A 14,141-nucleotide genomic window follows, 5' to 3' on the forward strand; every position below is an offset into this window, starting at 1 on the left:
GGTCACTCCGGCATCCGGACGTTGGAGTAGTGCGGCCGGGTGAACGGATAGTCGATGACGACCCAGTGCTCGAGCGCCCGGAAGACGCGCTGGTAGTACCCGGCCTCGAACGCCTCCGGCGTAACCCACCAGCTCACGTCGACGTCGTGGCGAGCAAGCTCGACAGTCAACGGCGCCCGAACGCCAAGCGGATACAGGTAGGCGCATCCGATGTAGCCGCGGCCAACCCCCTCGAGCCAGAACGTGAACGACTTCCCGTCCCGAAACTCGCACTCGTGCCAGACCAGGTCGACGTAGTTCTCGTCCTCCGTGACCGGCCCCTCCGGCCAGCGCCCACCCCGCGTCTCCCGGATGAGCTCAAGGCTGGCGTTGATGCCCAACACGTCCGCAACAACGTCATCTCGACTGATCGCATGCGCCACAACATCGCCAAACTCCAGCCGCCGAGGAGGCTCAAAGCCCCCCGGCAGCACAAGCTTCTTAACGTACGGCGTCAAATCAACCGTCATAAAACGCACGCTAACACGCACAACCCCTCACCCAACGCCCCGCCGACCTCGACGCCAACGCGTCAACGCGGAGGTCGACCGCAACGACGCCATCACGTGTCGCGAGACCGGAGCAGGAGCACCCCGGCCAGGAGCGCGCCGCCCGACCACACGGCGAGCACGCCCAGGCCGGCCCAAGGCCCGATGGCTAACTGGCGGAGGTCGGTGGTGGCCTGGACGGACAGTCCGGCGCTCATCGGCGCGCCCCGTTCGAGGAGGCGGTGCAGGTGGGGGTCGGCCACCATCGTGCCGAGGATCGGCGGCAGATAAAGCACCCCGAGCACGGCGCCGATCGCGGCCGCCGAGTCACGCACGACGACACCGGCACCAAGGCCGAGGACCGCGATCAACACCAGGTAGACGACCGACCCACCAGCGGCCCGCAACATAGGCCCGTCAACAACCGAGAGCCGCGGAAGCCCGATCATCCCCGCGACCAGCAGCGAGCCGACCACGGCAAGACTCCCGACGGCAGCCACCACAACCGCGAGCACCACCGCCTTGGCGGCCAGCACGGTAGCGCGACCGGGCGTGGCCGCAAACGTCGTGCGGATCAGACCGGTGCTGTACTCGCCGCTGACCACAAGCACGGCCAACACCGCGACCGAGGCCTGCCCCAGATACACCCCGCCGAGCGCCACCCGAACGCCGTCAATACCGCAACCGTCGCGCGCACAAGCAGCGGCCGACGACACCGCGGCGCCCAGCGCGACGGTGACCGCACCGGTGACCAGCAGCAGCCACGCCGGCCCGGGCGTGGTGCGAAGCTTCGTCCACTCCGCACGAACGGCCATCAGCGCGACACCCATGCCCCCGTCGAGCCTCATCCCTCCAGCCCCATGCGTCCCGCTGGTCCCATCCGCCTCGCCGGTCCCATCTCCCCCTCCAGTCCCATGCGTCCCGCCGGTCCCACCCGCCCCGCCAATCCCGCCCGCCTCACCGGCCTCGTTCATCCCGCTGGCCCCATCGGCCTCGTCGTCCCGCCGGCCCTATCGGTCCCTTCAGCCCCATAGGCCCTGTGGCGCCGTGGGTCCCTGCGGCCGCGTGGGTCCCTGTGGCGCCGTGGGTCCCTGCGGCCGCGTGGGTCCCTGTGGCGCCGTGGGTCCCTGCGGCCGCGTGGGTCCCTGCGGCCGCGTGGGTCCCTGCGGCCGCGTGCGTCCCTTCGGCCTCACGCGGTCGTCCTGCTCTTCTTGCGCGGTTGGGCGTAGTCATGCGTCGCGCCGGCGTAGGAGGAGGACGGCTATGGCTAGGGCGAGGGTGGTGTAGCCGCAAAGAACGGCCAGGCCGGCCCAGGGTGGGAGGGGGTAGTAGCCGTTCGCGGGGGTGTAGACGCTGTCGACCTGGGGGTAGCGGGTGACGGTTTGCTGCACGGCGAGGGCGGCGGCGGGGGTGAAGCGGGTCAGCCACTGCGCCATGGCCGGTGGCAGGAATGGGATCAGCGCCAGGAAATATGGCAGCACGGTGGCCGCGACGACTGTGGTGACGGCGGTGGCGCTGCGGCGCAGGATGGTGCCGACCGCCAGGGCGAAGACCGCGGTGACGGCGAGCACGACGGCGGTGCCGACCTCGGCGCGGAGCAGGGCGGCCGGTGCGGCCGGGAACAGATAGACGCCGACGCCGCGGACCAGCCGCAGCCACAGCGGTAGCGCGATGACCGTGGCGAGCAGGCCGGCGATGAACGTGACGCCGGCGATGACAGTGGCCTTGGCCGCCAGCACCCGGCCCCGGCGCGTGCCGGCGCTCAGCGTGCTGCGAATCAGGCCGTACCGGTACTCGGTGGTGATCATCAGGGTGGCCACGACGACGACCACGATCAGTGCCGGGAACGTTCCGACGAGCAGGTCGCTGGCGACGGCTCCGACGGCGACGTCGCTGCGAGTGGCCGGGGCGAGGTCGCCTGCGCCGGTCACGGTAAATCCGCTCTCGGTGCGAGCGAAGCCGCCCGAACCGCCCTGTGCATAGCCGGCGAAGCTGGCGGTGTGCGCGCCGACCTGGTCACCGGCCCAACTGCCCGCGGACCACGAACCGGCGAGTTGAGGACTGCCGAACTCAGCGGTCGCCGTGTCGCTGGCGGTGCCGATCCCGCTGACCCGGGGCGGGCAGGCTACGAACAGTCCCGCCTGGACGGTGGTGGCCAGCCCGGGCAGCCGTACCGTGTCGATCCGGCTCCAGGCTCTGCCGTCCGTCGAGGCCTCGCCGGTGATCATCTCGCCGGCGCGGGTGAGCCGCAGCCAGCGCATCGCGGAGGCGGAGACGGCACCGGGTGGCCCGGCGCGATCGTGCAGATAGTCATGCTGCATCCGTATGCCGTGCCCGCCCGTGGCCATGACCGCGGCGTAGCGCGAGCCGGGCGCCGGTCCCGAGGTGATGATCAGTCCAGCCTTGGCCCAGGGCGCGGCCGTGCCGTCGACATCGGCGCGAACCGAGGTGAGCCCGGTGACCGCGACGGTGATCTGGCCGTCGCCGGACAGGGCGCGGTGAACGAAGTAGAACGCGGCGCTGACCGGTTCGCCGTCCGGCCCGATCGGGAGCGTCGACCCGTGCTCGTTGCCCCCGCCGCCCAGGCCGACGACGGGGAAGATCGCGATCAGCAGCGCCGCGACCGCGATGCCTCGCGCCCATCCACGTACCGAGATGAATTTGGTCCATTCCGCGCGCAGGGTCACGACGTCGCTCCGGCAGTGGCGGCGCGGTACTCGGCCGCATCGCCGGTCAGATCGAGATACGCCTCCTCGAGGGTGGCGCGGTGTGGGGCGATCTCGGAGAACGGCACCCCGGCGGCGGTGAGCACCGCGACGATCCGCTCGGCGGCGAGGCCCCGCACATCGAGCACGTCGCCCTCGGCCTCCGTTACTTGCGCGCCCGCGGTGGCGAGCGCCGCGGTGGCCGGTCGCGGTGCGCTGGTGCGCACTCGCACCCGATCGCCCGAGGCGGTCGCGATCAGATCGGCCACGCTGCTGTCGGCGATGACCTGGCCGCGGCCGACCACCACGACGTGGTCGGCCATGCCTTGCAGTTCGCTCATCAGGTGGCTGGACACGAGCACGGCACGCCCCTGCGCGGCCAGGGCACGCAGGAAACCGCGCAGCCACACGATGCCCTCGGGGTCCATGCCGTTGAAGGGCTCGTCGAGCATGATCGCCGGTGGGTCGCCCAGCAGCGCGGCCGCGATGCCGAGCCGCTGCCGCATGCCGAGCGAGTAACCGCCGGCGGCGCGACGGCTCGCCGAGGCCAGCCCGACCTGCTCGATGACCTCGTCGACCCGGGGGAGGCCCAGACCCTGCGATCGCGCCAGCCACAGCAGGTGATGGCGCCCGCTCCGGGCCGGGTGCAGCGCGGAGGCATCCAGCAGCGCGCCCAGGTGAAGCAAAGGGCGGCGCAGCGACCGGTAGGGCCGGCCACCGACCAGCGCCGACCCGGCGTCAGCGGTGTGCAGCCCCAGGATGATCCGCATGGTGGTGGATTTGCCGGCGCCGTTGGGCCCGACGAAACCGGTCACCCGGCCCGGCGCGGCCGTGAACGTCATCCCGTTCAGCGCGGTGGTCGGACCGTACCGCTTTCTCAGGTCGACGACCTCGATCGTGGCATCGCTCATGGCATCGAGTTCTACGCGGGCGGTGGTGACAGCTCGGTGCGTTCGGCTGTCACCCCGTTGTCACCTCCCGGCTGGCATCGTTGACGCCGAGGCGCGCGAAACCCCCGTACAAGGAAAAGGATTTTTGATCATGAGGGTGCTGGTGGTTGAAGATCACCGGACGCTGAACGCGCTGATTTCCGAAGGCCTTCGCCGCGAGGCGATGGCCGTGGATGTGGCTCTCGACGGCCACGCCGCGCTGGAGCAGATGGCCGCTACTCGCTATGACGTCGTGGTTCTCGATCGTGACCTGCCCCGGGTGCACGGTGACGAGGTGTGCCGCCGGATCGTGGCGGGCGGAGCGGGCGAGCGCGTGCTGATGCTCACCGCGGCCGGCGCCGTCCGCGACCGGGTCGAGGGCCTGAGCCTGGGCGCCGACGACTATCTGCCCAAGCCGTTCGATTTCGCCGAGTTGGTGGCGCGCGTCCGCGCGCTCGGGCGCCGCAGCAGTCCCCCGCTGCCGCCCGTGCTCGACAACGGCGACCTGACGCTCGATCCCAACCGCCTGGTCGCGACCCGTGCCGGGCGCCGGCTCGACCTCAGCCCGAAGGAGTTCGCGGTTCTGGAGCATCTTCTCGCCGCCGGCGGTCGCGTCGTCTCCACGGAAGAGCTTCTCGAGCGGGTCTGGGACGAGGCGGCCAACCAGTTCACGACGACGGTGAAAACCACGATCGGGCGACTGCGCCTCAAGCTCGGCAAGCCGCCGGCCATCCAGACCGTCCGCGAGGGCGGCTATCGGATCGATCCGCCGTGACCCGCCCACCCCCGCGCCGCCGACTGCGCACTCGGCTCGCGCTGCTGCACACCGCGTTCGTCTTCGCCTGCGGCACGGTGCTGCTCGCCTTCGTGGCGCTCGGGGCGTTCAGCGGCGGCCGCACCACCCGCCAACCGGCTATGTTCGGCAACCTTGCCGACGTGCTGCGGTACTCCGCGGTCGCCTTGGCCGTCCTCGCCGTGGTCTCGATCGCGCTCGGCTGGCTCATCGCCGGCCGGGCGCTGCGACCGCTGACCGCGATCACCCACTCCGCCCGCACCATGTCGGCGAACGACCTGAACAGCCGTTTGCGGGTTCCGGCGGCGTACGCGGAGTTCATCGAGCTCGCCGACACCCTCGACGGTCTGCTGCAGCGGTTGCACGAGGCGTTCACCGCGCAGCGGCAGTTCGTCGCCAACGCGTCGCACGAGCTGCGGACACCGCTGACCGTGCAGCGAACCCTGCTCCAGCTCACCCTGGCCGACCCGGAGGCCTCGGCCGAGACGCTTCGATCGGCGCTCCGTGAGCTGCTGGACGTGGGGCGGCAGCAGGAGCATCTGATCGACGCGCTGCTCACCCTGGCCAACGGCTATCAGGGAGTCGAGCAGTGGGAACCCTTCGATCTCACCGCCCTCACCGAAAAGGCGGTCCGGGATCACCGTGCGGAAGCCGAGGAGCACGGCATCCGCATGATCACCGCGCTCGCTCCGGCCACTGTGACCGGCGACCCGGCGCTGGCCGCGAGCCTGGTCACCAACCTGGTCGGCAACGCCGTGCGGCACAACGTCCCCGGCGGAACCGTCGAGATCGCGACGACGGGCTCGGGGCTTCTCACGGTCAGCAACACCGGCGCCGTCGTTCCGCCGGCCGAGATCCATCGGCTGGTCCAGCCGTTCCAGCGCTTAGGCACCGACCGCACCGACCAGACCGATGGGCACGGCCTCGGCCTCGCCATCGTTGCCGCCATCGCCCAGGTGCACCGCGCACCGCTCACGGTCGACCCACGACCCGGCGGCGGCCTCCAGGTCACGGTCGACTTCTCACCCGGCTGACCGGCACCCGCCCAGGCCGGCTGGCTGGGACGCGCCGAGCCCGGCTGGCTGGGGGGCGCGCCGAGCCCGGCTGACTGGGGCGCGCCGAGCCCGGCTGACCGACCCGCGCCCAGGCCGGCTGGCTGGGACGCGCCGAGCCCGGCTGGCCGGCCCGCGCCGAGCCCGGCTGGCTGGGGCGCGCCGAGCCCGGCTGACCGGCCCGCGCCCAGCCCGGCTGACCGGCCCGCGCCCAGCCCGGCTGACCGGCCCGCGCCCAGCCCGGCCTGGGAAAGCGCCCCGGCCGTCCTCATCCAGGCGACAGGCGCGTGCGCAGGTCGGCCTTGAGAACCTTGCCGACCTTTGACCTCGGCAGGTCGTCCCAGATCTCGATCTGCTTCGGGGTCTTCACGCTGCCGATGCGCGCCTTCACGAACGCGGCGACCTCCTCCTTGTCGACCGTGGCGCCGGCGCGTAGCTGGAGGATCGCGGTCACCCGTTCGCCCCATTTGTCGTCGGGGAGGCCGATCACCGCGCAGTCCTGTACCGCCGGGTGCTGCATGAGGGCCTGTTCTACCTCGGTCGAGTACACGTTGAAGCCGCCGGTGATCACCATGTCCTTGGCGCGGTCGACGATGTACAGGTAGTTCTCGTCGTCGAGATAGCCGATGTCGCCCGTGTGGTGCCAGCCGTGCGCCGAGGCGGCCGCGGTGGCCGCCGGATCGCGGTGGTACCCGCGCATCACCAGCGAGCCCCGGGCCACGATCTCGCCGGTTGCGCCGCGCGGCAGCAGATCGCCGTTCGGGCCCATGATGGCCACCGTGACCAGCGGCGACGGGCGGCCGGCCGAGGACAGGCGGGACACCGCGACGCTGCCGTCGGGCAGGTAGTGGTCGGCCGGAGCCATCGTGGAGATCATCATCGGTGCCTCGGTCTGGCCGAACAGCTGCGCCATGGGGCCGATCCGGCGCAGCGCCTCGGCCAGGCGGGTCGCGGACATCGGTGCCGCGCCGTACCAGAAGCATTGGAGCGATGACAGATCGGCGTCATCCAAAGTGGAGTGGGCGAGGACCATGTAGATGAGCGTGGGCGGCAGGAACGTGTGCGTCACCCGGTGCCGCTCGATGAGCTCGATGAACGCGGCCACGTCGGGCTTGCGCATGATGACGATCTCGCCGCCGCGAGCCAGCACGGGGAAGCACAGCACCCCGGCGGCGTGGGTGAGCGGGGCGAGCGCCAGATAGACCGGCCGATCCGACCACGGGTAGCTCATCAGCGTGATCGCCGTCATGGCGAGCAGGTTGGCCCCGGTCAGCTCGACGCCCTTCGGCCGCCCGGTGGTGCCACCGGTGCCGACGATCATGGCGAGGTCGTCCACGGCCGGCAGATCGACGTCCTCGTCGTCCGGCCCGGCGGAGTCCAGGAACGAATCCCAGTCCGTGTCGAGGCAGACCAGCGTCGTCAGCGCCGGCAGCTCATCGCGGATCTTCGCCACCAGAGGCGCGAACGCCGCCTGATAGATCAGCGCCTTGCAGCCGAACAGATCCAGCAACTCCCGATTCTCGTACGCCTCGTTGCGTGGATTGATCGGGCACCAGACCGCGCCGGCCCGGCTGATCCCGAACACGCAGGTGAAGGCGGTCGGGTCGTTCCCGGAGAGCACCGCCACACGCTCTCCGGGAACGATTCCCCGGGCGGCCAGGGCCGCCGCGATGCGGAAGCTGAGCTCCCGCACCTCGCCGTACGTCCGGGTCTCACCGTCGGTGGTGAGGCAGGGCGCGTCCGGGTCGAGCGACGCGCCCTTGTCCAGATAGTCGACAAGCCGCATGGTTCAGCGCTCGACCGTGACCGTGGGCTCGCGGACCAGGCCGAAGCTCTCCAGCACGCCGAGCAGCTCGCGGTGGCCGAAGGCCTGGCAGCCGGACGCGAAGCCGACCCGCCGCGGCGGCCGCTGGAGCAGGTGATAGGCGGCGTACGCCTGCATCAGCCCGGTCTGCTTGTAGTTCGAGTTGCCGTAGATGACGCAATGCGCGCGGCCGAGCGGCCCGGAGGCGTGCACCGAGTCGACCGACTTGTTCAGGCGAGGGTTCTCCCGAGGCGGCATCTGGTTCATCACCTGCGCCGCGGTCGCGGTCAGGGCCGCGTACCTCTCATCGGGGTTCATGTCTTTTGTGGCTTCGACGGCGGCCGTCACGATCTGCGGCACGCCGTTCATCAACGCCCGGTTGAAGACGCCACCGAGCACCTTGACGTTGGCGACCCGCGGGTCGTTGCGGTACCAGACCGGGTGCGAGGTGCCGCCCCACGGCAGCGCCAGCGCGAGCTCGTGCTGGCCCGGCAGCACCAGCTGGTACAGGCCGGCCTCCGGGTCCCAGGCCTCGTAACGGTTCTGCTCGAGCCGGTACGCGCCGGAGGTCGCCGCGTTGACCAGGATCGTCAGCGTCGACGCGATGGTCGGGCTGCCGCCCCAGAACACGGCTATGTCCAGAGTGTCCAGTCCGGGCTTCTCCAGGCAGAGCTCGGCCGCGATCTCGCCGGTCGTGTACATCTGCGCGATGCCCGGCGCCAGCAGCAGTCCCGCCGCGGCGAAGTCGGCGCCGTACTTCTCGTCGCAGGTGATCATCCAGTCCTGCTCGCCGGTCGTGTCGAGGTAGTGCGTGCCGGCGGCCAGGCACGCCTCGGCGACTTCCGGCCCGTACACGCTGAATGGTCCGACGGTGTTGCAGACCACCGCGGATCCGGCGAACAGCTCGGCGAGGGCCTTGGTGTCGTGGCCGACCTCGGCGATCTCGTAGTCGGCGGTCTCGATCCCGGCCACGTTCTCCCGCATGGACGCCTTGATCTTGGCGGCGTCCCGACCGGCCGCGACGAACGGGACGTTGTACTCGCGCAGGTATTCGCAGATCAGCCGGCCCGTGTAGCCGGACGCGCCGTAGACGATGACGGGCTTGGCGGCCATGTCACATCCCCATTCCACCGTCGACCGGCAGGCCGACGCCGTTGATGAAGCAGGCCGCGTCGGACGAGAGGAACACCACGGCATCGGCGATGTCGCTGACCTCGCCCAACCGGCCGCACGGCGTGAGCTCGACGACCGCGCCGACCGCCTCCTCGGGCGAACCGAACAACCCCAGCCGGGCCACGTCGTTGGCGAGCCCCGCGCCCATGGCGGTCGGCACAAGACCGGGATAAATGCAATTCACGCGTACGCCGTAACCGAGCTTCCCGGATTCCATGGCGGCAACCCGGGTGAGCCGGTCGACGCCGGACTTGGTGGCGGAATAGATCGAGATGCCGGGGAACGCGATGGTCGCGGCCACCGAGGCCACGTTGACGACCACCCCGCCCGAGCCGGCGGCGCCGCCCGGACGCATGGCCCGGAAGGCGTGCTTGATGCCGAGCGCGGTGCCGAGCAGGTTGACGTCGAGCATCTTGCGGACGGCGGACGACTCGAGGTCGACGATCAGGCTGGTGATCTCGACGCCGGCGTTGTTGACCACGATGTCGAGCCCGCCCAGGATCCCGATCGCCTTCTCGACGGCGGCCGCCCAGCCGTTGTCGTCGGTGACGTCGAGATGCACGAAGCCGCTGTTGTTGCCGAGCGACTCGGCGACCTTGGGCCCCAGGTCGTCCTGAACGTCGGCGATGACGACGGAAGCGCCGGCGGCGACGAGCGCGCGGGCCATGCCTTCGCCCAGGCCCTGCGCGCCGCCGGTGACGAGGGCGCGGCGGCCGGTGAGATCGATTTGTGCCATGGAAGCTCCCGGGGTGGTGTGGACTCGGACGAGACCTACATCACATGCCTGTGCTTGACAGTTGTCAAGAAAAGTTTGGACGCTTGTCAAGGCCCGTTCGATGACCCCGTACGATGACCTCGTGACTGCAACCCGACCGGTCGACAAGTTCGACCGCCGCCGCGACGAGCTGGCCGAGTCCGCGCTGCTCACGCTCGGTGAGTTGGGTTATGCGCGGGCCAGCCTGCGGGAGATCGCCGGCAATTCGCCGTTCAGCCACGGGGTCGTGCACTACTACTTCGAGGACAAGCTCGAGCTGGTGATCTACAGCGTTCGCTACTACAAGGCGCGCTGTGTCACCCGCTACGACGCCGTCGTACGCGACTCGACCTCAGCCGAGGAGTTGGTCGAGGCGTTCGCGGCGAAGCTGGCGCAGACCATTCGCGAGGAGGCGCCCATGCACCGCCTCTGGTACGACCTGCGCACCCAGAGCATGTTCGAGGAGGCGCTCCGCGACGCCATCACCGAGATCGACGCTGCCCTCGAGGCGATGATCTGGCGCGTCATCGACCGCTACGCCACGCTGTCCCGACACGCGTCGCTGGTGACCTCCGCGGCCGCGTACGGCATGCTCGATGGTCTTTTCCAGCAGGCGCTGCTGGCCTACACCGCCGGCGGCGAACCGGTCCTCGACGGCCTGGCCGCCCAGGTGCGCGCCATCCTGCCGCTGATGTTCCGGCAACCCTCCGCATAGGCTGCCGGGCATGCGGGTAGCGTTCGCCACCGACGACGAGAACGAGACCACCCGAGCGGTGGCCGCGGCCCTGACCGAGGACGGCCACGAGCTCATCCGCCCCGACGCGTCCCCCACCTGGCCCGACCTGGGCCGCTTCGTGGGCCAGGCCGTGATCGACGGCCGAGCCGACTACGGCGTGGTGATGTGCTGGACCGGCACCGGCACGGCGATCGCCGCCAACAAGATTCCCGGTGTACGCGCGGCCGTGGCCTGGGATCCCTGGATCGCTCGCGGCGCCCGCCTCTGGAACGACGCCAACGTCCTGGCCATGAGCCTCAAACGCCTCGCCCCGGACGTGGCGGTCGAGGTGCTGCGCGCCTTCCTGGAAACCGCAACTCCAGACCCCGACGAGGCGGAGAACATAGCCGGCATCGAGCGACCCTGACTCGCTGCTTCAAACGGGGGCGTGACCGTTTCGCCTGCCTTGACCAGCGCTCGCCGTTAGGCTGGGACTCGCCTGTTTCGTCCCCTTGTGAGGTGCCCGTGTCGCAGCCCGTGGAGGTGGATGTCGTCATCGTCGGCGGCGGACTCGCCGGACTCGCCGCCGCCCGCCGGTTGGACCGCGCCGGAGTCGAGTGGCTGCTCGTCGAGGCCGCCGACCGGATCGGCGGACGCGTGACCACCGACATCATCGACGGCTGGCGGCTCGACCGGGGCTTCCAGGCGCTCAACACGGCGTACCCGCGGATCCCGGCGCTGATCGACATCGGGGCGCTGGACATGCGGTACTTCACCTCGGGCGTGCTCGTGCGGCGCGGCGGCGGCCTGCACCGGCTCGAGAACCCGGTGCGCGACCCGCTCGCGGCGGCCGGCACGCTGACCTCGGGAGTGGGCACGCTGAGTGACCGGCTGAAGTTCGCGGCGCTCGCCACCCGGTGCGCGACGATGCCCGCCTCGCGGCTGCTTCAGGAGCGCGAGACGACCACCCAGCAGATGCTGCGCAAGGCCGGCCTGTCCCATCGGATGATCGAGGAAATGCTGCGGCCGTTCCTCTCCGGCGTCTTCGCGGACCGGTCGCTGGACACGTCGAGTCACGTGTTCGCGATGATGCTGCGGTCCTTCACCCGGGGGCGGGTGGGGGTGCCGGCCGCGGGGATGGGCGCGCTGCCGGCCGCGGTCGCGGGGCCGCTGCCCTACCCACAGTTGCTGATCGGGGCTCGCACCCTGTCGCTGGGACCCGGGATGGTGGTCACCGAGGGTGGCGAGCTTCGATGCCGGGCCGTGGTGGTCGCCACCGATCCCGCCACGGCGGCGACGCTGCTGCCGCATCTGCCGGCGCCGGACATGCACGGGCTGACGACGTTCTACTTCGGGGCCGACCGGGCGCCGCTGGACGAGCCGACCCTGCTGCTCGACGGCGACCGGCGGGAGATCATCGCCAACACGGTTGTGGTGAGCAACGCGGCGCCGGAGTACGCGCCGAGCGGCAAATCGCTGATCGCCGCCTCGGTGGTGGGTGTGTCGGCTCCGTCGAGCGCCTCGGAGACGGTGATCCGGGTAGAGCTGGCCCGGATGTACGGCGTGCCGACCGACTCGTGGGAGCTCATCGAGATCGTCAGCATCCCCGAGGCGCTGCCCTCGGCCCGCGTGCCCCAGGCCAACCTCCGCAAACCGGTCGACCTCGGCGACGGCCTGTTCGTGGCCGGCGATCACCGCGACAGCCCGTCGATCCAGGGGGCGCTCGCGGGCGGCTGGCGCACGGCCGGCGCGGTCCTGTCCTGGCTGGGGGCGCGGGTGACGGCGTAGATCGGTGGCTTGTGAGTTGATTGGCGGGTTAGGATCGCCGCCGGTAAGGGGCGGTAGCTCAGTGGGTTAGAGCAGTCGACTCATAATCGATCGGTCACGGGTTCGAGTCCCGTCCGCCCCACGATTCCTGCTCCGGGAGCGACCCCCGGACACCCCGCGGTGCGGTGGTCGCGCTCCCGCGGTTCGGTCGCGGTCGACCGGCCGGTGGCTGGCATGCGTCCGTCGGCGATGACGTACGCGACGCGCCGGCGCCGCGACTGACGAACTGCAAGTCGAACGAGGCATTGGGAACCGCGTGGTGGCTGGGCCAGGTCGGCGGGTGTGGCTCACCCGGCGGAAGCATTCCGCGTGTAGCCACGGTCATGGCTTGGCTCTGCCGCATGTCGCGGTCAGGTAGCTGCCGTATGCGACGAGCCACAGGACGATCGGGTAGGCGTTCCACCGTTCGATGCCGCCCTCGCCCAGCCGGGCCACCGGCGTCCAATCCATGAGGAAGATGCCCAGGGCAATGGACACCAACGAGATCGCCCCGAGCAGGGTCCACAGGGGGCGGAATGGTTGCTCAGTCCCGCGCGCAGAGAGAATCACGGCAATGCCGCCGGAGAAGAACGCCGTCATCGCGAATGCCGTGTGCGGGCCGGGGTGGGTCAGCGGGAAGAGGCCCACGCCGAATACGCCCGTGCCGAGCAGCGCAGTGAAGACGCTGGCGGCTTTCGCTGCGGCCGCCCGGTACATCAACCACGCGCCGGCCAGGATCAGCGCCCCGGTGACGAGCATAGTGATGCCGAAGATGGTTGCGGACGGCTGCGTGACGACGCTGTCCGGCGGCTCGGAGGCGCCGAGGTGGCTCAGGGTGTCGGCGTGCGTGGTGTAGGCCCCGCCGAACAGGGCCTCGGCGGTTATGCTGCCCATCAGGATGCCGATGCCGGCCAGGGTCAGGCACAGTCCGGCGAGTCTGAATTTCCGGGCCTGGGCCGGTGCGGTCGCGGCCGGTGCTCCTTGAATCTGGGGTGCTGTCGTCATCTCAACCGCTCTCCTCGCTCAGCGGTTCGGGGCTCTCCTGTCTTGACGCTCGTCCGAGCGGGAGACGGTCGGCAGGGCCAAACGTCCCCGACGGGTCCGCCGGACGGCAGCAACCCCAGCTGACACTCCACGGAGAAGCGGATCGCCGACCAACGTCCGACCGGGCACGAGGCAGTACGAGCGAAATCGGTGAGCCACGGCGAGCCAACGAACCTGATCACCGTACGTGCGCCGGGCACCGACTTCGACGGATACATCGGTGAGGTTGACCCCGCCGGCAACCCCCCCGGGCACCCCACGGTGCGTGGCCGCGCGGGGTGCTCCGGTCACGCTCGGCGCGTGACGTCGACGCTTCTATGTCGCTCGGTGGAGAAGGGCTGTGAGGTGATCGGGTCAGATAGGGCCGGTTTCTTGGCTGCGCTGGTGTTCCTCGTTCTGCCGGAGGGCTTCTTCGAGTTGGTCCTCGAGGATGATGATCCGGCAGGCGGCTTCGAGCGCGATGCCCTGGTCGACCATCTCTCGAGCCCGTGCGGCGAGGCGCAACTGGTAGCGGGAGTAGCGGCGGTGTCCGCCGGCCGAGCGGAACGGGGTGATCAGCTTCGCCTCGTCGAGCCGACGCAGGAAGTCCTGCGAAGCGCCGGTGATCTCCGCGGCGCGGCCCATCGTGTAGGCGGGGTAGTCGTCGTCGCCGAACATGTCATCGGGTTGGGCCACATATACCTCCATGACGAGGGCCCCGGCGCGGAAGCGCCGGGGCCCGGGTTGTAGGTCAAAACACCATCTACCGACAGAGTCGTCGGGTTGTCGTATCCGCACCTGCCGCCGTCGGCGGGCTGGGCTGCGGGGATCGCGTAAGCGTGACCGGAGACCACCTCTCG

Annotated in this window: 14 protein-coding genes and 1 tRNA gene; 6 read left to right on the plus strand and 9 right to left on the minus strand. The window is 70.4% G+C overall.

The window, feature by feature from the left end:
- Window positions 1–2: 2 nt before the first annotated feature.
- From A3CQ_RS0120105 to A3CQ_RS0120120, 4 genes are all read right to left on the minus strand, one after another.
- Complete coding sequence (locus A3CQ_RS0120105; protein WP_020512747.1) at window positions 3–509, minus strand: hypothetical protein; 507 nt, start codon at window positions 507–509, stop codon at window positions 3–5.
- 92 nt (window positions 510–601) lie between these two features.
- Window positions 602–1,375, minus strand: coding sequence for an ABC transporter permease subunit (locus A3CQ_RS0120110; RefSeq protein WP_020512748.1), 774 nt, complete (start codon window positions 1,373–1,375; stop codon window positions 602–604).
- Between the two features lie 381 nt (window positions 1,376–1,756).
- A complete protein-coding gene (locus A3CQ_RS0120115; protein ID WP_020512749.1) occupies window positions 1,757–3,214 on the minus strand; it encodes a DUF1349 domain-containing protein in 1,458 nt (485 codons plus the stop codon).
- Window positions 3,211–4,143: an ABC transporter ATP-binding protein gene (locus A3CQ_RS0120120; protein WP_020512750.1), complete on the minus strand. Its 933-nt coding sequence runs from the start codon at window positions 4,141–4,143 to the stop codon at window positions 3,211–3,213. Before A3CQ_RS0120120 ends, A3CQ_RS0120115 begins: the two co-directional genes overlap by 4 nt.
- 130 nt (window positions 4,144–4,273) lie before the next feature.
- On the opposite strand from A3CQ_RS0120120, the gene A3CQ_RS0120125 reads away from it, so the two are divergent.
- Window positions 4,274–4,936: a response regulator transcription factor gene (locus tag A3CQ_RS0120125; protein ID WP_026205925.1), complete on the plus strand. Its 663-nt coding sequence runs from the start codon at window positions 4,274–4,276 to the stop codon at window positions 4,934–4,936.
- Window positions 4,933–5,988, plus strand: a complete 1,056-nt coding sequence (locus A3CQ_RS0120130; RefSeq protein WP_020512752.1) for a sensor histidine kinase — start codon at window positions 4,933–4,935, stop codon at window positions 5,986–5,988. The genes A3CQ_RS0120125 and A3CQ_RS0120130 overlap by 4 nt, the downstream gene beginning before the upstream one ends.
- 286 nt (window positions 5,989–6,274) lie before the next feature.
- Here the strand turns inward: A3CQ_RS0120130 and A3CQ_RS0120135 are convergent, their stop codons facing one another.
- From A3CQ_RS0120135 to A3CQ_RS0120145, 3 genes are read right to left on the minus strand one after another with little or no spacing between them, the layout of a single operon-like run.
- Window positions 6,275–7,792 (minus strand): acyl-CoA synthetase, encoded by a 1,518-nt coding sequence (locus tag A3CQ_RS0120135; RefSeq protein ID WP_020512753.1) that lies wholly within the window; start codon window positions 7,790–7,792, stop codon window positions 6,275–6,277.
- 3 nt (window positions 7,793–7,795) lie between these two features.
- Entirely contained in the window at window positions 7,796–8,923 is a 1,128-nt protein-coding gene (locus tag A3CQ_RS0120140; protein ID WP_020512754.1) for a DUF5938 domain-containing protein, read from the minus strand.
- A 1-nt stretch (window position 8,924) separates the two neighbouring features.
- Window positions 8,925–9,719 (minus strand): SDR family NAD(P)-dependent oxidoreductase, encoded by a 795-nt coding sequence (locus A3CQ_RS0120145; RefSeq protein ID WP_020512755.1) that lies wholly within the window; start codon window positions 9,717–9,719, stop codon window positions 8,925–8,927.
- A 121-nt stretch (window positions 9,720–9,840) separates the two neighbouring features.
- Between A3CQ_RS0120145 and A3CQ_RS53475 the strand changes: the two genes are divergently transcribed.
- The 4 genes from A3CQ_RS53475 (at window position 9,841) to A3CQ_RS0120165 (ending at window position 12,361) form a co-directional block, all read left to right on the plus strand.
- On the plus strand, window positions 9,841–10,452 hold the full coding sequence (locus tag A3CQ_RS53475) for a TetR/AcrR family transcriptional regulator (RefSeq protein WP_211216651.1): 612 nt from the start codon (window positions 9,841–9,843) through the stop codon (window positions 10,450–10,452).
- A 10-nt stretch (window positions 10,453–10,462) separates the two neighbouring features.
- Window positions 10,463–10,879: an RpiB/LacA/LacB family sugar-phosphate isomerase gene (locus A3CQ_RS0120155; protein ID WP_020512757.1), complete on the plus strand. Its 417-nt coding sequence runs from the start codon at window positions 10,463–10,465 to the stop codon at window positions 10,877–10,879.
- A gap of 98 nt (window positions 10,880–10,977) precedes the next feature.
- Entirely contained in the window at window positions 10,978–12,240 is a 1,263-nt protein-coding gene (locus tag A3CQ_RS0120160; RefSeq protein ID WP_020512758.1) for an NAD(P)/FAD-dependent oxidoreductase, read from the plus strand.
- A 47-nt stretch (window positions 12,241–12,287) separates the two neighbouring features.
- Window positions 12,288–12,361: transfer RNA gene (locus tag A3CQ_RS0120165), tRNA-Ile, on the plus strand.
- Window positions 12,362–12,600: 239 nt separating this feature from the next.
- Here A3CQ_RS0120165 and A3CQ_RS0120170 read toward each other — a convergent pair.
- Entirely contained in the window at window positions 12,601–13,263 is a 663-nt protein-coding gene (locus tag A3CQ_RS0120170; RefSeq protein ID WP_020512759.1) for a DUF998 domain-containing protein, read from the minus strand.
- Window positions 13,264–13,656: 393 nt separating this feature from the next.
- Window positions 13,657–13,959 (minus strand): MerR family transcriptional regulator, encoded by a 303-nt coding sequence (locus A3CQ_RS0120175; protein WP_020512760.1) that lies wholly within the window; start codon window positions 13,957–13,959, stop codon window positions 13,657–13,659.
- Window positions 13,960–14,141: the final 182 nt, after the last annotated feature.

The sequence above is a fragment of the Paractinoplanes globisporus DSM 43857 genome, from assembly GCF_000379645.1.
GTDB lineage: Bacteria > Actinomycetota > Actinomycetes > Mycobacteriales > Micromonosporaceae > Actinoplanes > Actinoplanes globisporus.